18 protein-coding genes are annotated in these 20,895 nt (G+C 50.6%); 7 read left to right on the forward strand and 11 right to left on the reverse strand.

The features are described 5' to 3' along the window. A partial coding sequence (locus BLS94_RS14930; RefSeq protein WP_371130279.1) for a glycosyltransferase family 39 protein occupies window positions 1-993 on the forward strand: 993 nt, incomplete at its 5' end. 17 nt (window positions 994-1,010) lie between these two features. Here BLS94_RS14930 and BLS94_RS11000 read toward each other — a convergent pair. Then, entirely contained in the window at window positions 1,011-2,207 is a 1,197-nt protein-coding gene (locus BLS94_RS11000) for an O-antigen ligase family protein (protein ID WP_090960916.1), read from the reverse strand. A gap of 466 nt (window positions 2,208-2,673) precedes the next feature. Between BLS94_RS11000 and BLS94_RS11005 the strand changes: the two genes are divergently transcribed. Continuing rightward, window positions 2,674-3,969 carry a hypothetical protein gene (locus BLS94_RS11005; protein ID WP_090960920.1) on the forward strand — a complete coding sequence of 432 codons (1,296 nt, stop codon included), beginning with the start codon at window positions 2,674-2,676 and terminating at the stop codon, window positions 3,967-3,969. Window positions 3,970-4,066: 97 nt separating this feature from the next. After that, window positions 4,067-5,110, forward strand: coding sequence for a phospholipase D-like domain-containing protein (locus tag BLS94_RS11010; protein ID WP_256325397.1), 1,044 nt, complete (start codon window positions 4,067-4,069; stop codon window positions 5,108-5,110). 271 nt (window positions 5,111-5,381) lie between these two features. On the opposite strand, the gene BLS94_RS11015 is transcribed toward BLS94_RS11010, so the two are convergent. The 3 genes from BLS94_RS11015 to BLS94_RS11025 are packed head-to-tail and all read right to left on the reverse strand — an operon-like array spanning window position 5,382 to window position 7,914. Further along, window positions 5,382-6,218 carry an SDR family oxidoreductase gene (locus tag BLS94_RS11015; protein WP_090960926.1) on the reverse strand — a complete coding sequence of 279 codons (837 nt, stop codon included), beginning with the start codon at window positions 6,216-6,218 and terminating at the stop codon, window positions 5,382-5,384. Further along, a complete protein-coding gene (locus BLS94_RS11020; protein ID WP_090960929.1) occupies window positions 6,215-7,201 on the reverse strand; it encodes a Gfo/Idh/MocA family protein in 987 nt (328 codons plus the stop codon). Before BLS94_RS11020 ends, BLS94_RS11015 begins: the two co-directional genes overlap by 4 nt. Beyond that, window positions 7,198-7,914, reverse strand: coding sequence for an acylneuraminate cytidylyltransferase family protein (locus tag BLS94_RS11025; RefSeq protein ID WP_090960932.1), 717 nt, complete (start codon window positions 7,912-7,914; stop codon window positions 7,198-7,200). Before BLS94_RS11025 ends, BLS94_RS11020 begins: the two co-directional genes overlap by 4 nt. Window positions 7,915-8,352: 438 nt before the next feature. Here BLS94_RS11025 and BLS94_RS11030 point away from each other — a divergent pair, with 438 nt between their 5' ends. The 3 genes from BLS94_RS11030 to BLS94_RS11040 all read left to right on the forward strand — a co-directional run bounded on the left by BLS94_RS11030 (window position 8,353) and on the right by BLS94_RS11040 (window position 11,963). After that, window positions 8,353-9,753 carry a surface carbohydrate biosynthesis protein gene (locus BLS94_RS11030; RefSeq protein ID WP_090960934.1) on the forward strand — a complete coding sequence of 467 codons (1,401 nt, stop codon included), beginning with the start codon at window positions 8,353-8,355 and terminating at the stop codon, window positions 9,751-9,753. A gap of 132 nt (window positions 9,754-9,885) precedes the next feature. Next, window positions 9,886-10,764, forward strand: coding sequence for an N-acetylneuraminate synthase family protein (locus tag BLS94_RS11035; protein WP_090960937.1), 879 nt, complete (start codon window positions 9,886-9,888; stop codon window positions 10,762-10,764). A 17-nt stretch (window positions 10,765-10,781) separates the two neighbouring features. Next, complete coding sequence (locus tag BLS94_RS11040; protein WP_256325398.1) at window positions 10,782-11,963, forward strand: cytidylyltransferase domain-containing protein; 1,182 nt, start codon at window positions 10,782-10,784, stop codon at window positions 11,961-11,963. 52 nt (window positions 11,964-12,015) lie between these two features. Here the strand turns inward: BLS94_RS11040 and BLS94_RS11045 are convergent, their stop codons facing one another. The 7 genes from BLS94_RS11045 to BLS94_RS11075 all read right to left on the reverse strand — a co-directional run bounded on the left by BLS94_RS11045 (window position 12,016) and on the right by BLS94_RS11075 (window position 20,096). Next, window positions 12,016-12,987, reverse strand: coding sequence for a hypothetical protein (locus tag BLS94_RS11045; protein WP_090960943.1), 972 nt, complete (start codon window positions 12,985-12,987; stop codon window positions 12,016-12,018). A gap of 1 nt (window position 12,988) precedes the next feature. Beyond that, window positions 12,989-14,002 (reverse strand): diacylglycerol/lipid kinase family protein, encoded by a 1,014-nt coding sequence (locus BLS94_RS11050; RefSeq protein ID WP_090960946.1) that lies wholly within the window; start codon window positions 14,000-14,002, stop codon window positions 12,989-12,991. After that, a complete protein-coding gene (locus tag BLS94_RS11055; protein ID WP_090960949.1) occupies window positions 13,977-15,206 on the reverse strand; it encodes a CDP-alcohol phosphatidyltransferase family protein in 1,230 nt (409 codons plus the stop codon). The genes BLS94_RS11050 and BLS94_RS11055 overlap by 26 nt, the downstream gene beginning before the upstream one ends. A 675-nt stretch (window positions 15,207-15,881) precedes the next feature. After that, on the reverse strand, window positions 15,882-16,946 hold the full coding sequence (gene lptG / locus BLS94_RS11060) for an LPS export ABC transporter permease LptG (protein WP_090960952.1): 1,065 nt from the start codon (window positions 16,944-16,946) through the stop codon (window positions 15,882-15,884). Beyond that, a complete protein-coding gene (lptF, locus tag BLS94_RS11065) occupies window positions 16,943-18,031 on the reverse strand; it encodes an LPS export ABC transporter permease LptF (RefSeq protein ID WP_090960955.1) in 1,089 nt (362 codons plus the stop codon). Before lptF ends, lptG begins: the two co-directional genes overlap by 4 nt. Window positions 18,032-18,070: 39 nt before the next feature. Continuing rightward, a complete protein-coding gene (locus BLS94_RS11070) occupies window positions 18,071-18,910 on the reverse strand; it encodes a nucleotidyltransferase family protein (protein ID WP_090961009.1) in 840 nt (279 codons plus the stop codon). A gap of 34 nt (window positions 18,911-18,944) precedes the next feature. Continuing rightward, window positions 18,945-20,096: an N-acetyltransferase gene (locus BLS94_RS11075; RefSeq protein WP_256325399.1), complete on the reverse strand. Its 1,152-nt coding sequence runs from the start codon at window positions 20,094-20,096 to the stop codon at window positions 18,945-18,947. A 483-nt stretch (window positions 20,097-20,579) separates the two neighbouring features. On the opposite strand from BLS94_RS11075, the gene BLS94_RS11080 reads away from it, so the two are divergent. Beyond that, window positions 20,580-20,834 (forward strand): hypothetical protein, encoded by a 255-nt coding sequence (locus tag BLS94_RS11080; RefSeq protein ID WP_090960961.1) that lies wholly within the window; start codon window positions 20,580-20,582, stop codon window positions 20,832-20,834. Window positions 20,835-20,895: the final 61 nt, after the last annotated feature.

Below are 20,895 nucleotides of genomic sequence, written 5' to 3' on the forward strand. Positions count from 1 at the left end.
GCGCTGCTGTTTGTGATCCTCGATCCTGCCTCACGCCGCTGGCTGCGCCGGCCGCATGCGTATCTGGCCGCTGCGCTTGCGCTACTGCTGTTTTCCCCGGTGATCATCTGGAATTTCCAGCACGACTGGGCCTCGATCACCTTTCAGTCAAGCCGGGTCAAGGGGGTGGGCGATAATCAATTCTCGGTGCACGAATTATTTCTGCATCTTATGGTCCTGCTAACGCCGATGGGTCTGCTTGCCGCAGCCATGGCGTTGTGGCCGAGGACAGAACGTGACTCCAGCACCTATGCACGCAAGCGTCGCCTGTTCGTGGGAGTGTTCACCGGCGTGCCACTGTCAGTGTTCTTGATTCTCAGTATTTTCGATTCACAACGGTTTCACTGGCCTGGTCCATTATGGCTCGCGGTACTGCCAACGATGGCGTGGATGATGGGCCAGGCGGGCGATCTCAGCGCCACCGCACGCCGTGTGAGAGCAGCCTGGAAGCCGACCATCATGATCTGCCTAATTCTCTATGGATTCGTACTGCACTATGTGGTGCTCGGCATCCCTGGGATTCCCTACAAGTTTTTGTCCGAACGTTATTTCTGGCGCGAAGCCACAAGTGAGGTCGAGCAGATTGTAGCGGAGGTTCGACAACGGACTGGGCAAGAGCCCATTGTGGTAGGCATGAGCAAATGGTCGGTGGCTGCGCCCTTGTCTTTTTACAATCGCGGCGATGAGCCTATGGAGATACGCTCGCGCAATATGTTCGGCGATAGCGGTGCCATGTACGATTTCTGGTATCCATCGGAATCACCCACGACCCGGCCAATCATCATGGTGGGCATATGGCGCCGCGATCTCGAGCATACCACGAAAATACATGATATTGACCGGATGCTCCTGCAACCCGGTCCGGTACAGGAGCGAGTGGTCATGCGCGAAGGCAAACCGCTGCGGCAGGTGCATTACCGCATTGCGCAGGGGTATTTGGGTAAAAATCCTTGATTCTCAGTAAAGAAAATCTATTGCTTCATTCCACGATTTTCTTTCTGCAGGCCAATTCCAATAGCAGTGATGACCAGAAGCAAAGTGGGAATTTTGCTAAAGAGAGCAAAGGTATCCGTCAGCCCCGATATAAAAATAAAGCATACCAAAGCTGCTCCCAGGAGGGGAAGTTGATATGTTTTCAGGGTTTGATACCAACTCCATAGAAGAAATGAGAACGCCAGAATGCCAAGCGCACCGATATGCATTCCAATTTCAATCCAGTCGTTGTGATAATGAGAGGTTTCAAGGAATTTTGGCAAATCCTTGTACCGACCATCTTTGTATGTGACCACCGTTTTTTCGAAATAGCTTTCGGGTACGCCTGTGCCATGGCCAAACAAGGGCTTTTGAGCGATGCCATGCAGTCCAACATCCCAGACGGCGAGGCGATAACCCAGGCTGTTATCGTATTTTCCTTGTTTGGACAGCTCGATATCGGCCTGGGCCTGAACCAGCCTTTCATGCAGGTTGCCATCATTGTGTGCGAAAAACACAACCATAATGGTTGCCGATGCGACAATACTCAGAAGGGCTTTTTTTTCTGCTTTATAGCGTAGATAAATTAAAAATACAGATGCAAGCAATGTGGCCAGAAGAGGTCCGCGTCCATTCTGATTTAACTGCATAAAAAATAGAAATGTCGCCAGAAACCATAATGCTGACTTTATTTTTTTACCGGTGCTCACGCCGGCAAAATATAGAGATAGTATAACCCCTATCCCAAGCATCGATGAGAAGGTCAGATAGCTTATATCAAGAAGCGGAATGCCTTGCACCCCGACAATAGCCCATTGATAAATTCCGATAAGTAAAACACTAAAATAACCCGCAAGCAGACCACTAATCGCCCAGGGCAGACGATCTTTATTCAAAAGCGATAAAAATGGCACAAAGATCAGAAATCCAAAATATCTTCTCCATTTCAAACGTCCAGATTCGGGAAAGTCGCCCCAAAGAATTCCCAGCGCCAACACAGCGCAAAAGATGAGTATTGCTAATACGAAAGGTTCTTTGATTACCTGTCCGAGCCTGCGAAGGCCGTTATCCAGAATCCACAGCGAGGTTACGAGAATACCCACATTCAAGCTCAACCATTTGCTCCACAGCGCTATGCCGAAAAAAAACAGCACAAACTTTACCAGCGTGTTGTGCCACACCTGAGCGTTTTTCATCAGGCTGGAAGCATGGTTGATTGCTCATACATCGGACACTCGACCTATAACCTCCCAAGCTAAATTTCGTACCCTCTGATCTTCCGAACACATCGAAATAGGTTGATTTTTCATAGTCAACCGGCTCAGAATTCCGCTCCAGTCAAAGGCCCTGTTGCAAGTGCACTTGGAGATGAAGCGCTAATTTAAACGCTTTGCTGGCTCTTGAACAGGCTTGAGCCACCGTGAAGAATCAGTTTTATTATAAGCTCAAATTATGCATATTTTGCGATGGGATGGAATTGCGGCGCATTCCTCTTTGAACACCTGCGTCGCCGCCATAATCCTATTTGTTTCGTGATAATCATCTCGAATGAAATATAGTCCTTACACTCTCAAATTTGGTTGCAATGGACACATTTGATCCGTCCTTTAACTGTCAGGCGAAAATAATTTTTCCCGGCGCAAACGTTGTGCGACGGCTCATATGAAAGCGCTTTTTTTTCTACGCCATTACAACGACATAGATCACATCACTCCGGTCATCTCGAAATGGATCGAGGCGGGCCATATCTGCGATATCGTCCTGGTAGGTAGTCCGAAATTTCTCAGTGATTACCGTATTGAATTTCTGAGCAGGCTCGATGGTGTGCGAATTGCCCATATTCGTAACCTGTTGCCACCTCTCGAATTCTTGAGATGGCAGATGCAGATGCTCCTCCTGCTCAGCAGTTTGAGGCGCCTGTTTATAGGCCCTCTTATCGGCGCATTGGCCCGGATGTACGGTGCCAAACGGCGCGAGTTGATCTGGCGAAGCACCACTCACCGCTTATTGCAGCGGAGTTTCAATGGTATTGATGAGGGTGTGATCGTATTTGACTGGATCACCAGAGATTCGCCTATTTCCGTGGAGTGGGTCGAGACGGTTGTGTCTATGGGACGAACCATGGGTTTGGGTACAGCATCGCTGCCGCATGGAGATAGTCCTCATGCCAGTCAACTGATACGACACCATGAGTGGAGCCTCGAACCGGATACCCTGTTTTCTGCGGCAAGGATATTTGATAAGCTTGTGGTACCCAATGAATTGTGCGCAAAGCGCTTCCGTCCGTTCCTGGATGACCAGGCGATTGCTGTGCTGGGTTCCCCACGCTACTGTGACGAATGGTTGGAGAAATTGACAAAAATCTCTCCATCTTTGCTGACGGCCCGCTCCGGTAACCGGCTTAAAGTCGTGATGTTTTTGAGGAAGAGCAATTTTACGACGTTCTGGGAAGAAGTCGGCGAGGTGATCGGGATGATCGCCGCTTTTCCCGAAGTAGAATTGGTGATCAAGCCACATACGCGCGGCGGCCGGCGACAGCCCCTCACCAAAAATTTGTCCTTGCATCGCCTGCCGAATGTAAGTGTGGCAAGCGATGACACCCATTCCATTCATTTGATGAATTGGGCGGATGTTATTATCGACCTTGCCACTTCGGTGGTTTTTGAAGCAGTCAAGGCGAGAAAACCGGTGCTAGCCGCCGATTACCTGCATGCCGGACGTTCTGCGCTAGCCTGTTTTATGCCCGAGACGGAATTGAAATGCCGGGATGATGTGTATAAAAGAATTGACGAGTTTCTTACCGGCGGTGGCGGTTCCTTCTATGTGGAGGAACATCGGTTGCGATTCATCAACGAGATGCTTCACGCCGGAGGGCCGGATGTATTATCCCGCTATGTGGCTTTGCTTGAAGCGCAGGTGAAGGGAAGATACAGAGCAAATCCTCGATCGTGTCTTTGACATCAAATAAATCATCGAGCTATGCGGTCAATAAATTGGCAGAATCATTCAGTTATTTCCCCTGGTTAGCAATAGACGTATCCTGACGGAATTAACTGTGGAGAAAAAGCCTTCTTTCGAGATATATTTTGGCGGCCCTGACCAGCCCGCGGGTTATCTGCGCGATATATTGGAGAAACATATCGCCGCGGTTCCGTCAGGCGGGTCCATCGACTGGGTTACCTATTATTTTCGTGACCTGCGGCTTGCGGAAGCGCTTATTCAGGCTTATAAACGCGGAGTTAAGGTCACCTTGACGCTAGCGGGCAAACCGCGGGTCCCCGATGCCAACGATGCCGTAATAGCAAGACTTTCCGCCCATGATGGACTGGCCAAAGGACTTCGCGTTGTTACCCTCCCTGGTATCCCCGCCCCGCCAGGGAAATCGTGGAAGCCGCAATTACACGAAAAACTTTACTGCTTTTCGCACCCAAAGCCCATTGCGTTTATCGGCTCTTTCAACCCATCAGGAAACGTGCCGGAGGAAAAGCCGGAGATCATCCGGAAAATAGGTGACCAGGATCGGGGGCATAATGCGCTAATCGGACTTGTCGACCCATACCTTGTTGAAGAATTGGTAAAACATGCTCGACAGCTGAATCGGGTACCGCCAGGGTTACTTTACCGGTTCTCTGCCAATGCAAATCTGGCGATCAGCAGCCTTGACACAACTATCTACTTCTGGCCCCGGATGCGTACGCACCCGGTGGTGGAGTTCCTGAACCAGGTTGGCAGCACTGCGCGTGTCCGCATAGTTGCATCGCACATCAGAACAGAGAGCGCCGCCGATGTGATGATTGAGCTCGCCAATCGAGGTGCGGCACTGGAGATATTTGCAGATTCAACCTTCAGGCGCGTCACTGCAAAGGTAGAACAACGGCTCTCGGCCTCAAGGATCCAGTTCAAGCGAATCAAAAATCCCGAGCATCTTCCGATGCACCTCAAGTTCGTGCTGGTAGAAGAGCATGAGAAGGTATGGTCCTTTTTTGGTAGCTTCAATTGGACAAAACCATCGTTCTGGCTCAATCATGAAATTGCCGCCATTTCAAGCGACCCCATACTTTTCAAGGCTTTTGTCGACCGATGTAATATGTTGGAATGAAAAAGGCAGACATGAACGAAAATCCTGGCCGCCTGTCGGACTTGAAGAATCGCAGTGAAAAAGTGACGGGGTGAAGATGGATTCTGCGGATTTTGAAGATCAATAGTTATTCTATTGGTCAGACGCTTGCGCAGCCGATTTCTTTAAGTTCGACAGTCGGGTAGCGCCGACAACTTGAAAATCCGAAATTGTAATACCCAAAACTCGACTTTAGCCAGAAATTACCTTTTGCGGTGCAGCTCACTTCGGTAAAAATCACGTCTTGAGGTATTCATAATGCAGTCCAGCCCCCATCCATGACCAGGTTTGCGCCAGTCATATAGCTCGAAGCATCCGAGGCTAGAAAAATAGCGGCTCCGCGGTATTCGTTTTTTTCTGACATGCGACCAAGGATAGTCCGGGATGAATAGTTTTTAATAAACTCATCATCATGTTGATTCCAAACTCCACTGGGCGTGAGAAGATTTACTCGTATGGCCGTATTCATATAATAAGCCGCTAAAAACTTTGTCAATCCCAACAGACCCGCTTTGCAAACGGAATAAACGGCGGGCTTGTATGTCTGGTTCTCTTGACCGGCTTTTTTATAAATACGTTGATCCGGCCCCACAAGTCCATAGTTGGATCCCAGAAAAATAATAGAACCCTTCCCCGATTTTTCCATTACTTCGCATGCGGCCTGGGTGAATAAAAAAGCACCGGTCAAATTGACATCCAGAGAGGATTGCCAAAGTTCTTTTGGAAACTTAGTGAATTTGGAAAAAGAGGTGGTGTCAGAACCCCGTTCAAATTTCGGATCAATGGCGGCGCTGTGAATAACAGCATCAAGTCGATTGAACTGGATTTCGCATAACTGGACAATGGATCGGCAAGAATTGGTGTCGGTCACATCCAGGGCCTGAATCCATGTTTTCGTATTTGGATAAACAGAAGCAATTTCGCTTTTTAGAGATTCTAGATTATCTCTCTTTAAATCTCCCAGTACTAAATGGGCGCCAGCCGAAGCGGCAGCCAGAGCGAATTCTTTTCCGAGCAGACCAGTGGCTCCACTGATGAGCACCACGTGGTCGGTAAGATCAAAGGGCGTACCTTTGTACGGTTGATTCATAAAGCAACCTTCTGATGGGTTTGAAGGGATTTTTTTACTGCTAGAGCGGTGTTCAGGACATCGATGCCGTCCTGCAAGGTGACTCGGGGAGTCGATCCTCGGGAAAACGTCTCAATAAATTCCCCCATCATGGATAGAAATAACGCGTTCCGGTCCCAGGTTGAAGGTAATTTCATTTCATCCAGGATTTGCCCATTTTGTTTCAGGGTAGTGCGACGAGCGGGATAGTCCCAGTCTACGATGGCTTTTTCAGCCACGATATTCATATGACGGACAGGCGGCTTTCGCCAATAATCCATCCGGAGTTGAACACAGATGTTTCGCTCGGTTTCGAACGTGATGAGCGCGGTATCTTCCGCTGTGATTTCGAGAGACGTTCGATGCCCTCCGATAGCAAAGACCTCCTTGGGTTTTCCGAAAAGCCAGTGCAAATAGTCCAGCTCATGGATAAGTGTCAGAACAACACCTCCCCCCTGATCCGCACGCGCTGCATAACTCTGCCGGTAATCTTCCCAAGGGTGCCAGTCGGGCAGGTATTCTCCAAGGTCCACTTGCACCGAATAGATCTTTCCGAGTTTATCCTGTTTGATCCATTCTTCGATTTTCTGCAGCCCCGGGTGCATCCGGAGCTGACACCCCACCAAAACTTTGGGCCCATTCAAGGTGAGGTAGCGAGCCAGTTCGGGCAGCCGCCGTTTTTCATGGGCAATAGGTTTTTCAACATAAACGTGGGACCCTGCCTTGAGGGCTTTGATGAGCGTTTCCAGATGAAGCGAGGTAGGGTTGGCCACCACCACGAGGTCGAATTTGTGGCTGAGTGCGAGGTCGAGATCTTGAAAGACAGTAATACCTTCGGGGATGATCTCCATGGGGGGCGGAAGATTTCGGCTTCGCACCACGCCGAGTTCGCAAATTCCGAGCGTATGTAAATTGTTGAGGTGCCTGACTCCAATGGATCCAAGGCCAACCACCAGAGCTTTCAAATGGTGCTTCCTCGTCTTTCCATCAGGAACTCGGCCAGTTGAAACGAGAACTCATCGTCGATATCGATGGAGTCGTTGCTGTCAATCTTAAGCGGTAAGACGTGTGTGCCTGTGAGGGAATGTTTTTTCAGAATGGTCCGGGTACGAATCAAATCCAGATAACCGATTTGCCAATACACCTTGGGCAAACTTTGCCGCGGCTCGTTGAAGGGCTCGGGAATGCCGGGAATGCTCAATAGCGCTTGCATAAAGCCATCCGCTCCGATGGTCCACATTTTGTAGGGATTTTGTTCCGGCTCGATGATTCCTCGAACCGAATCGGCTTCCGGATTTTTTTTCAAAAGCTCAGCAGCCTCTTCTATTTTCGAAACGCTACGCGAGGGAGAAGTTGGACGGAATTGGAAGATGGCATCGGGAAGTGGAACTCGATTTTGTTCTAACCATCCAAAAAAATGATGAAATACGGGCAAGTCCCGCGTGTCGTCCTGTGCGAGTTCACTAGGCCTTAAGAAAGGTACCTCAGCGCCGGCATTTCTCGCTACCTTGGCAATTTCTTCCGAGTCCGTGCTCACAAAAGTTCGCTGGATGCAAGGGCATTTGAGGGAAATCTCAATCGAATGGGCGATAAGAGGTTTTCCCTGCAAAAGCCGGATATTTTTATGGGGTACGGCCTTTGATCCCCCCCGCGCGGGAATGAGCGAATAAATCAACATCGACTACAGTCTGCACTGCTTTAATTCAGTAGGCTCGATAGCACGTTTCGGCCGAAATGATGCGCTTGGGGTAAGTGGTTGTCAAGCGATGTTCCGAAGGGGGGAGGAGCCATGGGACAACCAAACATGGATGCGCCACAAGGGTTTGTGTAGTCAAGGTCGAAACCAGTATTTTCTTACTGAATTCCCATTTCAGCCGGCACTATGTCCAAATTCAGACGGTACAACCTCCTAACTTTCAGCCGAGTAGTCGATCTCTCTAATCATGAATCAGCCAAATCGACGTTTCCGAGGCACACAATACCTTTCTATCGTTGAACCAGCGCAGCCTTGACGTTGCCGTGCACGTTTCGTTTACATACGAATGATATAACCCTGTACCTTGCGTCAATGCGATAATGGATAACTTGAATTTGCTGACTTGTATTTTTTGAAAATATGCCAAATTCCGCCTCGACCCTTATTATTCCCGTCGAAAATCAAGTGCGTGAGCTGGACGCTAAACTTCTGCTGTCCTGCGTGGCGGCCGAGCGCGGTTTTCCGGTTATTCTCGGTTCGCGTGCGTTTGTTCATTTCGAGGTGGCGTCGCTTCCACGTGGTGTGTATCTGGCGAAAAGCATGCGCAGCCTGAGCAACTCGATGTTCAGAATTCTGCGTTTGCTTGGGCATGAAATCGTCGCATGGGAAGAAGAGGCGCTGGTTCACCCGCCCCCCGACACCTATTTCACAGTTCGACTGTCGCCGACGACAATCAGGAATGTGTCTCATATATTTGCCTGGGGCCAGGAAAACGCCGACCTGCTTCACCAGTATCCGCAACTGCCTTCAAATATGCCTATCCATATTACCGGAAATCCCCGCGGCGATATATTGCGGCCCGAAATGCGCCCCTACTTCGATGCAGAAGTAGAAAGATTGCGCAATCTTTACGGGAATTTCATTCTCATCAACACGAATTTTACCGAGGTGAACCCCTTCATTCCGAATGTTGGTTTGTTTGTGCCGTCGAAAAATGGGCAGAAGAAGTCCGGGCGCGGTCAGGCCGGGATTGGAATGAGCCGCGAATTTGCGGATGGATTATGGGATCATAAACAGGCAATACTGGAGGATTTCAAGCAACTCATTCCCGCTCTCGAACAGGCTTTTCCTGATCTGACGATTGTCGTCCGGCCACATCCGAGTGAAAATTTCAAGGTGTACAATGAGATCGCCGCCAAGTGCCGGCGAGTGAAAGTCATCAATGAGGGCAATGTCATCCCCTGGCTTCTGGCTGCGAAGACCATGGTGCACAATGGTTGCACGACGGGACTGGAGGCTTATGCGCTTGGGGTGCCGGCTATATCCTACCTTGCGACATTCAATGAGTATTATGACTATGAGTTTCAGGGCCTGCCCACCAGGCTAAGCTATCAGTCCTTCAATTTTGAAGAATTGCAGCATACCTTGACCGGAATTCTTGAAGGTAAACTGGGCGTCGCGGGAGGTGAGGAACGCAAGGCACTTATCGACTATTATCTGGCGGCTCAAAATGGGCGTTTGGCTTGCGAGCGCATCGTCGATATCCTTGAGGACAACGGCTATGGTAGAAAGCAGCCGCCCTCACCCCCGCTCGGGAAGTTTGTTCAGGGCTGGGCGCTTGCCAAATTAAAAGCTTCGGTCACAAACTTGAACATGCGCCGTCCTGGCCCCAACCGACTTTCGTACCATGACCATCGCTTTCCCGAGATCCAGGTCGCGGAGATCGAACAGAGGATTGCGCGTTTTGGCCACTTATTGAATCGTTTCGGCAATATCAGAGTCAAACAACACTCAAGACACCTGTTCAGAATCCAGGGTTAGCGAATCTTCGAATTCAACCTCATGATCCCTTTTCAAAAAATTTTCTGAATCTGTACGATATAGCGATATAGCGGGTGCTCGCCAAAGATGGGCTCGGGTTTTATCTAAACAAAGGATAATCGTAAATTATTTATGAAGACACCAAAAATCATTGCTGAAATAGGCTGTAATCATAAGGGAGATATGGAGATCGCCCACGAAATGATAGGGATTGCGGCAACATTCGCGAAATGCGATTTCGTAAAGTTTCAAAAGCGTTCGAATAAGGAATTACTTACCCCTGAAGAATATAGCGCACGCCACCCTAACCCTCAAAACAGTTATGGGGAAAGCTATGGCGCTCATCGGGAATTTCTCGAATTCGACATGGATCAGCATCGACAATTACAGCAATGGTGCCAGGAAATCGGGATCGGCTACTCGACGTCGGTCTGGGATCTTACCTCGGCAAGAGAAATTGCCAGCCTCAACCCGGAATTCATCAAGATACCCTCGGCATGTAATCTCAATTTTCCCATGCTGCGGTATCTTGCTGATCATTATGGCGGTGACATTCACATATCCGTCGGCATGACGACCCCCGCTGAACAAGAGCAGATCGTGCAATTGATGGAGAAGTGCAGCGCCGCCGACAGAGTTGTTCTGTACGCATGCACGTCCGGGTATCCCGTTCCTTTTGATCAGGTCTGCCTGCTGGAGATACAGATACTCAAGGATAAGTTTGGCTCGCGCATCAAGGAAATTGGTTTCTCCGGCCACCATCTTGGCATTGCCATTGATATTGCAACCGTGGTTTTAGGCGCATCATGGATTGAACGGCATTTTACATTGGACCGGACCTGGAAGGGAACCGACCATGCCGCCTCGCTGGAACCGGACGGACTGCGCAGGCTCGTTCGGGATGTTCGTAATGTTTGCAAGACATTACGAGTCAAGGAAAATGAAATGACAGAAATCGAGCTTTCGCAGCGCGACAAGCTTAAGCGCGTGCAGGGAGTTCACTTCAACTGATGCGTTGGATAGCTCTCATGCCTCTGCATGAAAATTTCGAATCAATGCCGATTCTCCGAAATGCTACGCGCCATATTGCGGGACGGCCATTATTCGTCTGGGTCCTGGAGCAGGCCATCGCATCCGGGTGTTTTGACACCATTTATGTCACTACTGACTCATCGGTGGAGATTCGAAAAAAAATATCCGATGAATTTCCGGCGTCTGATAAGACGATAAACGTTCTGGATTACTCCGCTGTCAAGGGTGACGGGAACATCGACAGTGCGCTGCTCGAGCTTCAACAAAAGATTCCTTTTGATGTCGTATGTATGGTTCAGGCCGCCTCGCCCCTCACTCGGGCGGAAGACTTTCGCTCTGCCAAGCATCAGTTTCTTTCGGAAAGCCTGGATTCCCTTCTAACCGCCGTGCGGTCCAAACGCTTCTTTTGGACCCCGGCAGGCGCACCGGTTGATCATGACCCTGGGAAACGTCCTGCATTCGAGGATATTGAAGGGTATCTGGTGGAAAATGGCGCCTTCTATCTAACCGGAGCGAAATCGCTCAGAGATCACGGTTGCCGTTTAGGTGGCCGCATCGGTATCCATGAAATGCCTGCTGAGGCCTCAATTGAGATAACCGGTGAAGCAGGCTGGACTGCTGTAGAGCAGCTTTTGTTGAAACAAAAACTGATGTCGGCTAAAGCTCGCGCCTTACAGGTTAAAGTTTTGGTGCTCGACGTAGACGGTACACTGACCGACGCCGGAATGTATTATGGACCCGCCGGTGAAGCACTGAAGAAATTCAATACGCGCGATGCCCATGGCTTGCAACTGTTGCGGGAAAACGGCGTCAGCGTATGCGTTATCAGCACCGAGGACAGTCCGGCCGTCGCGGCCAGAATGAAGAAACTGCGTATTGACGAATATTATCCAGGTGTACAGAATAAGCTCCCGCTTTTGCTGGAATTGACCCAACGCTGGGGAATTTCCCTTCAAAATATTGGATACGTCGGCGACGACCTCAGCGATCTGAAGTGTTTGAGTCGGGTCGGTAGTGCGTTTTGCCCAGCGGATGCCGTTCCAGAAATTCTGCGGCAAGTTCACTACGTTTGTAAGCACCCTGGCGGCCATGGTGCGGTCCGCGAAGTTTGCGATCTGATTCTCCAATCAAGCGAAACGATACCATACACGTCTGCTGAAGCAGAGGCATACTCCTGATCTCTGGCTTGCCTATACAATGCCCAATCCCGACGTCGACGTGTAAGCGCTGCTAGCGCATTACGCCTCGCCGCAATAATCTCCACGAAACCTTCAGGCCCCAAAGCAGCGGATGGCGTCGCAACAAGGGGGTTACCTCAACACGGACCCCGGTATGACGCTCGATTTTCCAGGCAGCATAATTAATGCTGTCATGGAAAGTAAATGCCGCCTTTGAAAGCCGTAGCACAGACAGAACTTTTCCCTGCCAGCGGCGTAATCGCCAACGCTGTAACGAGCGGCGCCGTTCTGCCACACCCGTTAAACATCGATAATTCCCGTCCGGCAATACCTCCAGCGTTCCTGCTAATGCCGATACGGCGCATCGGGTCAAGCGTGCGTAGTCATCCAGATTGAGCTCCACGAGCTGGCGGGCGCGCGTCGACCGCTCAGGCCGCAATTCCGCCGCATAGGTCTGGGTCAATCCGTTGGTCCAGATTGTCTCGGCACTCACTGCGGATGACTCCAATAAGGGAAGGCTCGATTTGAGAAATGTTACCACCGCATGGGCCAGCGCCTGGTTGACCCGCGTGCGAACCATTTCGTCACGCGCATACAGCAACCGGGAGGGCTGAGCAAAGCGCGCCCATAGATAGGGGTGAAACCAATGTTGGGTGCCCTGCTCGAAATCCGCCATCGAAACCACCGCATACTTGGCGCGGAACTTCTTTTCCTGCGCGGATGCCTCGAGGAAAAATACGTTTGGCGGCAGCCATGCGTTGAGGACTGCTAGATAATGCTCTGGATAAGCTTCGCTGTAGCTGTTCACTACAGCGTAGAAATCCACCACCCCGTCACCGATCTCGTGAGAGCGAAGGCAAGATCCATAAAGAAGCACCGCTTGCAGCGATGATCCGAACCGGGATTTCAACGCGTCAACGAGAATAAGAAAATCCGCTGATACAACTTTTGAACTCAGCGAGGCCATTTCCAAGATCAAATCGTCCGGGAGCTGTTGATCGGGTACCGAGGTGTTGCTTGTCATATCATGAGTCTGCGTTTGCGCTATCTGCCACCAAAAAGCTGATCGGACCCGCCGCGGTAATACGCAACGGTCCATCTTGACTCGTCGCCCGGTAGGATTCACCATCGACGATATAAACGTCATCCATCCGCAGCTCTAACACCCTGGTATTGGAGCTGTGATAGCCGTTTTTTTCCTTGAGGAGGTCTCCGCGACCCGAAAGCAATTGAAACAATGAGTGTAAGGGGCGCTTTGGCTGTTGGCGGACAAACGTCACATGCAACGGTTCCTGCTCCTGTCCCCAGTACGGACGCATGCCGAACAGCAATCGATCGAGGGTACTTGTAAAGAGAAATGCGAAGGTGCCGCGGTACAACTCAATATCCTTGTCGATAATCGACAACTGAACCGGCGCCCATGCTCCGCGCCGCCGCCCTAAAATCAAACCGATAACGTATCCAACGGTGATGATAGCTGAATAAATTTCGCCGGTAATACCTAATTGTTTTATTTTGCTCTGGGAAAATATTACTGCCCGGGCAATAAGCCCGACACCGAAGAACATTCCATAAACCTTTGCCGCTCCGCTTTGTTCAATGCACAGTACATGGCGCTCCAACAGCAATGGACGTGCCTGCTTCAGCAGATAGTTCCTCAACTGCTGAAGAATGGACTCCGGGCTGCCGCAAATGCCCAGATCCAGAGCCGTCATGTTGGTTGTTCCCCCCGGCACAACCGTTAACACGGGCCACTTCGCAAGAGGTTGCGTGGCAAATAAGTGGCATAACACGCCCTGCACCGTACCGTCTCCGCCAACAATTACCAGCAAATCGATCCCGGCATCCATAAAGGCATCCACTGATGCATTAATCTCCGGTGCGTTGGTGACTTCTCTGCAGACCGCGCCTGGAATCACCGCAAGCGCTTGCCTTATCGCATCTTTGCGCTTGCGAATACGTCCGCTAAGAGGATTGAAAAGCAACCCGACCGCAGGTGCTCCAGACTTCAATCTATCCATGCGTGACTTTTCTATCATTTACCTTAACCGTTAGAGGGACAAAAATACGAACAGCGAGTTTTCCGTCATCCCGACCTGGCACGATTTCCTCAAACCATGATCGTAAAGGACCCTGAAACCGCCGTGCTTGCCAGCCCATCACTAACCGGACAGCAAGAAATGCCGTCGAGACCAGATGCCACACAACCACCGACCAGAGACCAATATCAGGCCTGTCTATGAACCAGCCGAACGTCAGCAGGAGGAGATTGGGATTACGCCGGGCAGTGATGAGCCGGCTAAAAGAATCCAACGGTCGCCAGATGAAGATATCAAACGATCCAACCCAGAATTGGAACGCTCCTTCACACAAGCGGCCGCCAATATAACCGATAAGTATCAACCAGAACAATACCGCCAAGGTGAATGGCGGCGTTAACGCTGTCGCCAGCCCTACACCCCAGGCAATATACCAGAGCGGCGGGTGAATGATATCGAGGCCGTGATCGAGCACATCCCCCAAGCGACTTGAGGTGACAGTGACTCGCGCCAATTTTCCGTCGACGGTGTCCAGAAAGGTCATCAGCCATCCCATCACCAGACCCGGTCCATAGTAGCTATGCCAGAACGCAACCCCGGCCAGTACGGCAAACACAAGGCTGAGCAGCGTAACGTGATTGGGCCGTATGCCGAAGCGTACGCAAAAGCGTACGGTCAAGAATGCGGGAACCGGCCAGAGCCATTTTGTCACGAGATCGGTCACGCCCTTGTAAGATCTTGTAAACAATTCGGATTCGAGCATTTGCCGGTTATCATTGTTGATAGGGAAAACGTACGGAGGGTCTCTTTTCTTAAGGTTTTGCCGGAGGCTTGATAAATCAAGATCCTTCAGCGCATAAAGAGGAAAATCGGAAAAAGTTCGCCCATCTCCTCCGTCTACGAAATTCGCCAGTACATGATGTACATCACCATTGATAACCCGGATCGCGACGGGTTGACCCTGGTTGCTGCCGAGCACAAGGTTTGTTTTTGCGTTAATCAACGCCGCCAATACCCTGCCATCGAATAGATGATCCGCGCGAAGCAACAATGCCGATGCATGCACCGGAATCTGCTCGGGGTCATCGACCAACCGGGTCTGCAAAGAGGGCTTTAACATGCGCTGCAAGCGCTCGCGGCCGCTCAAGCCCCAGATATTCGTCTTACTATCACCGACGATGTAGATGTAAACTGGCTTTGACATATTTCGGGTGTTTGTCTGATTGTGGTCTTGTTTTATAAATTTTGAACGGCCTCTGCGGAGCGCTTAGTCGCAACCGAGCAGGCCAAAATTGGAAAGACCGTAAAGCGTACATGAAGGCCGCGGATCGGCCTGAGAAGCCCAGACGTGAAACGCAATGAACGCCTGACACCAAAACCCGAAGGAAGATCAGCGCAATGAGATACACTCATCAGGCTCCAGGCGAGGCAAGCTGACACTATTTACGTCTCTTGCCTGAAGATGACATTATTCTCACGATGCCGTTGAGACATCCTCGCGCCCAGGAGAGACTTGCTCAAAATCTTTCATATTTATTTGGCTGGGGAAATTGTGCAGATTGTGGTATCACTAACACGGCGAAGATGATCAGAAATGGATGCGGTCTTTTAACCTAATGACGGAAAATAAGCAAGAAGCCCCTAAACCTAAATCCGGCAGTTGACCGCTTATTTGTCGGTTAGGTGCTATAACGGAAAAGTATTTTTCGTACGCCGTGGGCATCACCTTTTTGAGCCCGCTACGGGGCGGATTGAACAGTTTTTTGCAGAACAGCGCTGCGTTGCAACTTTTTGGATGAAATGACCATTCCGCGTCGTCGCGCCTTGCTTTGCACCCCAAAAACCGCTCACTTCACCCCGTCCAACTGCCAGATTTAGGTTAAAAAATTCGCCGCAACCAGAAACTCGCAAGAGCGATTAGCACCAACCCGGGCAATAGAGCGGTTAGCGCCGGGTTCAGGTGCCACAGTAAACCCACATTGGCAATAATCTGATCAAACAGGTAGACGCTGATGCCGAGCATGGACGCAACGACAAGTCTGTTGGCAAGGCCGGCCCGTACCGATCCGAAAACAAACGGTATCGAAAGCAATAACATTGCAATTGTCGTCAATGCGCCGCCGACCTTCCGCCATAAGGCAAGTGCATAAGCATCAGCCTCTTGACCGGTGGCGCGTAAAAAACGGACATGCAGAAACAGTTCGATCGGCGAGAGACTCTCCGGAGGCTTCGTCAGCGTCGAAATATCATCCGGATTCAGAAATGATTTCCACTGCATCGAATTTGTGCTTGCGGATTCTATCTGATTTCCGGTAAAAGTTTTGGTGGTAACGTCGTTAAATTCCCACAGATCACCATCAATGAAAACTGCATATTTAGCGTAGGTATAGGTTAGCAGAAAGCCATTGTCGTCAAAATGCATTAGCTCGACATCTGCTGCTTTCCCCGCATGCAGCATCTCACCGATACGCAATATATTTCGTTTGTTTCGGGTCCAGATACCCAGTTGCTTGCCAAGCGCGGCGCTCTTCTCAAGCGCAACGGCCCGCGACGAAATAGCCTTCTGCTGCAATTGGGGAGCGACAAATTGATCCAGTACCATAGTAACCAATAAAAGGACCAACCCAACCGCAAGTGGAGCAAGGCTGATACGGGTTGGGGACAGACCTGCCACACGCAACGCTGTCAACTCTGACCCGACCGCCAGCCGACCCAATGCGACAACATTACCCAGCAACACGATGAAAGGCGCAAGCTGGATAAATCTGCGCGGCAACAATAATGCCGTATTCAGGAAGGCGTCCTTGACTTGATAGGTGCCCTTGCCGACATCACCAAGCTGATCAAGCAAGTCGAGAAAACCAAATAGCGGCAGGAGTATCACCGTAGCGATTCCCAGACCCATGACGATCTGAAACGCCAGATAGCGATTGATTATCGTCATCTGCGCAGAAATAACTTCTGCCGGAACCCGGTGGATAGCAGGCTGAACGCAAACAAGGCCATCAATATATAAAGCCACCAGACACCGGGTACTCTGCTGATAGTACCCTGCTCGACCCATGTCTGGGCTAAACCACTCAGGATATAATAGATCGCGAATACGGCGGCTGCGCCATAAAAAGACCTTTCACTTTTTCCCTGACGAGGGGAAGTGCGGCTGAATGGCACGGCGATAAGGGCCAGGAGAATCGTAGCAATAGGACGTGAAATCCGCCATTGGAATTCGGCGATATCACGCGGCTGATCGGATTTCATCAACGCGGCCGTGGCCGTCGCCTTTCGTCTGTAATTCAGTATATTTCCGCTATCGGTAAAATAGACCAATTTCTCGAAGTGGACGACAGTATCCTTCGTTCCTGAATGCATGAGTCGGTAAATGGAACCGTCCAGTAAATGAATTTGGGGCCGTTGGCCCGCTATGGGTTCCTGCTGATAGGCCTCCTTGGCCACTATAATCTCGCTGATTCCATCTTTATTCATGTAGTGGAATACATCTTTCATTTGCTTACCGGCGCCATCCTTGGATTGAATGTAAACCACTCTGCCATTGCCCTTGCCTTTGCCCTCACTCCCATAAAAACGCCCAGCCTGGAATCGATCCATGTTCAATTCCGCCTCTGCCTGTGCGCTCATCATGTAACTTTCTTCATATGCCCAGGGACGCACGAATACGGAAAGAAGTCCGCTGGCAATTCCCACAGGAATGGCAACGATAAGAACAGCAAAGATTATGCGATTTTCGCTAACACCAGCGGAACGTAAGACGCTGATTTCCTGGTCTCTATATAAACGCCCAAGCCCCATGACTACCGCGACATACAAGGAAATCGGCATCAGCACTTCCAATGCGATCACCGTCTTAAGCAGCACAACCTTCAGCATGGCGCCAACGCCGAGCGACTCCGACATTGCCCCGGCCAGAAAATTGGCACTGCTGAAACTCGAAAACAATGTCGACAGGATCACGGCTATCACCGTAAACGGCATCAACAATTCCCGCGTGATGTATCGATCGATTATCTTCACGGATTTCTTTGCCGCTATGTAATGAGACAGCCTTTAAGGCTAGGGGATAAGGTCATGCGAATCTGCCTGCTCTTGAGCAAGCGGTGCCGCTCCCGCCAGAACGGATTCCACAAGCAGCATATCTTCAACCTTATCGACATCAACGCCCGCCTGCGGGTACGGCAAAAACACCGGTCGCACTTTGATGCCGGTTTTGGCTAAAACCGCTTTCAATCCCTTATCAACTGTCAATATCCCCAGCAAATAGGAAAGGACCGTCATGAACCCAAAAGTGCGGGAGATCAGTAGCCACGGGCGTTTGCGCAACTCTTCCGCGCGCTGCCAGAACGAAACCAGGCCCCTTCCCCGATGATTGAGAAACGCATAAAGGTTGCAACCACAGACCCCGCCATCCTGCAGTCGTATTACGGTTCGTTTTACGCCGGGAAATGCGGCCGCGACATCTTCATGCTTGACCACGCCTACCGTTGCATCGCTGTGTGCCGTTAGCGATTTGCTTAAAAAATACTGCACGATAGAAGGCGTCAGCAATGCGTGATCCGCTGTCGTCAGCAAGACCGGCGCATCCTGATCAATCTGTTCGAGACCGCTGTTCGCGCTTCGACTGGGGGAATCAAGATTCGGCAGCCAGAAAACGCGCCCGCATTTAATCCGGTCCTCCAGCTCAGGGCAGTCGGGGAGAATAGACGCCGGTGGACCCAGTATGACGATTGTTTTCACCATATCGCTGGCTTCCAGCGCATCCAATACGCGGATGATCATTGGCGTGCCGCAAATGGGTGCGATTGCCTTGCAGGCCACTCCGGTTTTACCCGCGACGGGATCATTGGCAGCGCGATCCGCCGCCAGCACCAGCGCGATAAACTGATCCGTTTTCATCTTGAGTCCCTGATTTGCCGTTGGGGTGCGTTCATCACAACGTTTTTCCATAGATGCGATAACGCTTATACTCCCGGCAGCCCAAGCTATCCAGAACCGCGCGCATGGGTTTGTTATCCTCGAGTATCCATGACAATTCAACCGCCTGAACGCCCACTGCGCGCGCCAGCTTCTTGGGCGCGTCGATTACCATAAAAGCCAGCGCCATGCCGAGCGGCGTATTATGGAACTGCTTGCGCACCCCCATCAAAGGTATCCGGCCCGTGCGTACCGCCCCTTTGGATTTTATCCTGCTCAGCTTGATCCAGCCAAACGGGAAAAGGCTTCCGTCAAGCTCGGCGAAAATTTCGTTAAGGTTCGGCAATGCCACCATGAATGCGGATGGAACGCCATCTACCTCGGCAATCTGAATGCAATCATCGGGTACGAGCAAGCGAAGGCTGGTACCGAGTTCGGCAAACTCAGCCTTGGTGACAGGAACGAATCCCCAGTTTTCCGACCAGGCATCGTTGAATATATCACGCAGTATTTCCATTTCCTCGCTAAATTTGTCGCGGCGTAGTGGCCTCAAGCGTACCTGATCCGAAAACTTTGCGATCAATGCGCTCATCAAGCGGGGCACTTTAAAATCCACCTCCACCCAGTAGGCAAGCAGATCTTTTACTGGCCGGTAGCCCTGTTCTTCGAGTAACCGGCCATACCACCGACGCGAATGCGGCATCATGACCATTGGGGGTGTATCGAAACCATCCACCAGGACGCCGCACTCCTGATTAATGGATAAATTGAATGGCCCGGTTACGTGCCTGGTATGTCGCGCAGCCAACCATTCCTCAGCAGCACGCATCAATACTGCGGCTACTTCCACATCATCTATACACTCGAACAATCCGAAATGACCCGTTTCTGGGCCATAGCGCTGCCGATGAAGCTGATCAATTTGAGCACTGATCCTTCCCACGGGTTGGTTATTCCGGTATGCGATCCACGCCTGCCATTCACCATGCTTAAAAAATGGGTTAAATCTTGAAAAATGAAACCGCCGCTCCAGACGTAATGGCGGCACCCACATGGGGTCATCGACGTAAATGCGCCAGGGGACATCAATAAATACGCCGATGTCATGCATACTTGTAACTGGACGGGCGATGACCTCCAAGCATGCTGGCTGGGAGGAATCATCCATGAGGTAGAGTCAATGCGCGCGAGTAATTCGCTAAAATAGCGTCCAGCTCAAAAGAAAACAAATTCGGTTCGATCTGCACGGAATGTGGCAATATCCTTCTCGCTGTACGGTATGTGTGAAATTCGCTGAACCACAGCGCGCGCGGTAAAGTTGGGTGACGGGCAAAAGTTCGTTAACCCGACACGTTGATGTCGTATCATATTATAATTGCTGGTTTGAAACGTGACGCGAATTTCAATAATTTACTGCGTAGCGAGTACGCATTAGACATAATGGACTGTGATTATGGAGGGGTCGCCAAGCGATAAAAATAGCAAACGTTACCATTATGGGATTTACTATCATTTGTGGCAACAGCTTGATTAGCTGGCGCGCCAAAGAAGCGCGAGGTGTGATCAGTTTTTTTGCCGGTGTATGGACGAAAAAGGAACACTACCCTCTTGAAGGTTTCTGTAGCAATAATTTATGGAAGGTTAATTATTAATGGGGACTCCTGAATATAATCTGCTAATTGCCCTCGGCCTTATTCCGGTTGTCATCGGACTGCAGATATGGGTGAGAAAGCGCCGCCTGAGCCGGCGTAATGAAGACGGGCAGCAGGAATTCGACAGCCTGGGAGGAACCCTCCTTTCGGCGCTTATCGAAGGAGGGGCTGTAATCTCAAGTTTAATACTTATGATCTGGATCATGGGAGGCATATTGAGATACCTGTTCCCCATGATGTTTAATGCACAGTAAGGCGAGATTCACACTCGGACTGAAGAATGTCGGGTGAGCAGAATGGAAAAGCTGACCGCAG

This window comes from Nitrosospira sp. Nsp18, from assembly GCF_900103145.1.
In the GTDB taxonomy this organism is placed as follows: Bacteria; Pseudomonadota; Gammaproteobacteria; order Burkholderiales; family Nitrosomonadaceae; genus Nitrosospira.

What these genes read in the sequence shown, in the direction of transcription:
- BLS94_RS11080 (WP_090960961.1), top strand. Translation starts at nt 20,580, where the DNA reads ATGGGGACTCCTGAATATAATCTGCTAATTGCCCTCGGCCTTATTCCG.
- BLS94_RS11015 (WP_090960926.1), bottom strand. Translation starts at nt 6,218, where the DNA reads ATGAATCAACCGTACAAAGGTACGCCCTTTGATCTTACCGACCACGTG.
- BLS94_RS11040 (WP_256325398.1), top strand. Translation starts at nt 10,782, where the DNA reads ATGCCTCTGCATGAAAATTTCGAATCAATGCCGATTCTCCGAAATGCT.
- BLS94_RS11045 (WP_090960943.1), bottom strand. Translation starts at nt 12,987, where the DNA reads ATGACAAGCAACACCTCGGTACCCGATCAACAGCTCCCGGACGATTTG.
- BLS94_RS11005 (WP_090960920.1), top strand. Translation starts at nt 2,674, where the DNA reads ATGAAAGCGCTTTTTTTTCTACGCCATTACAACGACATAGATCACATC.
- BLS94_RS11025 (WP_090960932.1), bottom strand. Translation starts at nt 7,914, where the DNA reads ATGTTGATTTATTCGCTCATTCCCGCGCGGGGGGGATCAAAGGCCGTA.
- BLS94_RS11000 (WP_090960916.1), bottom strand. Translation starts at nt 2,207, where the DNA reads ATGAAAAACGCTCAGGTGTGGCACAACACGCTGGTAAAGTTTGTGCTG.
- BLS94_RS11035 (WP_090960937.1), top strand. Translation starts at nt 9,886, where the DNA reads ATGAAGACACCAAAAATCATTGCTGAAATAGGCTGTAATCATAAGGGA.
- BLS94_RS11050 (WP_090960946.1), bottom strand. Translation starts at nt 14,002, where the DNA reads ATGATAGAAAAGTCACGCATGGATAGATTGAAGTCTGGAGCACCTGCG.
- BLS94_RS11070 (WP_090961009.1), bottom strand. Translation starts at nt 18,910, where the DNA reads ATGAAAACGGATCAGTTTATCGCGCTGGTGCTGGCGGCGGATCGCGCT.
- lptG (WP_090960952.1), bottom strand. Translation starts at nt 16,946, where the DNA reads ATGACGATAATCAATCGCTATCTGGCGTTTCAGATCGTCATGGGTCTG.
- BLS94_RS11075 (WP_256325399.1), bottom strand. Translation starts at nt 20,096, where the DNA reads ATGGATGATTCCTCCCAGCCAGCATGCTTGGAGGTCATCGCCCGTCCA.
- BLS94_RS11030 (WP_090960934.1), top strand. Translation starts at nt 8,353, where the DNA reads ATGCCAAATTCCGCCTCGACCCTTATTATTCCCGTCGAAAATCAAGTG.
- BLS94_RS11055 (WP_090960949.1), bottom strand. Translation starts at nt 15,206, where the DNA reads ATGTCAAAGCCAGTTTACATCTACATCGTCGGTGATAGTAAGACGAAT.